This window comes from Anoxybacillus ayderensis, from assembly GCF_000833605.1.
In the GTDB taxonomy this organism is placed as follows: domain Bacteria; phylum Bacillota; class Bacilli; order Bacillales; family Anoxybacillaceae; genus Anoxybacillus; species Anoxybacillus ayderensis.
Window position 1 is genome coordinate 1 of record NZ_JXTG01000070.1, and the last position, 633, is coordinate 633.

Here is a 633-nt window from a genome sequence, read left to right on the forward strand (position 1 = left end):
TTTATGTTTTGCAAAAAAACGAACAGAAACAAAACAAATTATGACAAAAAGTGACAAAAGTGTGAGTAAAATATTTGTGGGTGACATTCAGGAATGATTCCCCGACGAGGGTTGCGAACTTTTGTTCGCGACGCTCGTCGGGGCCACCAAGCGAAGCGCGGTAGAAAAAAGCAAATGTCATGCAAAAAGGACTCTCTCCCTGCTATGATGGTGATGACCAACATCAATAAAACAGGAGGGAGAGAGTCCATGAAACATTTTACCACAGAATGGCCTTTATTAAAAGAGCTGGAGGAACAATTAGTCAGAACTCTTCAAAAGGTGTTCGCTGTCTTGTTGGCGGCCCTTTTGGAGGAGATTGATCAACAACTGGCGGAAGCGCGGGACAAGCGCCGGTATCAGCTGAAAGACAAACGGCCGACCACGATCCAAACGCTGTTTGGAGAAGTGACGTTTCGACGGAACTACTACTATGATCGGCAGGCGGGGGCGTATACCTTCTTGCTGGATGCCGAACTGGGCTTTGATGGAGCGCAGTCGATCAGCCCTTGCCTCGAGGAAACGGCGGTCGAGTTGGCCGTAGAGTGCTCTTCCTACCGCAAAGCGGCCCGTACGTTGGAGTCGATCGTGGGG

The 633-nt window shown here is 49.4% G+C and carries 1 protein-coding gene; it reads left to right on the forward strand.

The genetic code is table 11. The features are described 5' to 3' along the window. Positions 1-249: 249 nt before the first annotated feature. On the forward strand, positions 250-633 hold a 384-nt coding region (locus tag JV16_RS14965), incomplete at its 3' end, for a UPF0236 family transposase-like protein (protein ID WP_244463851.1).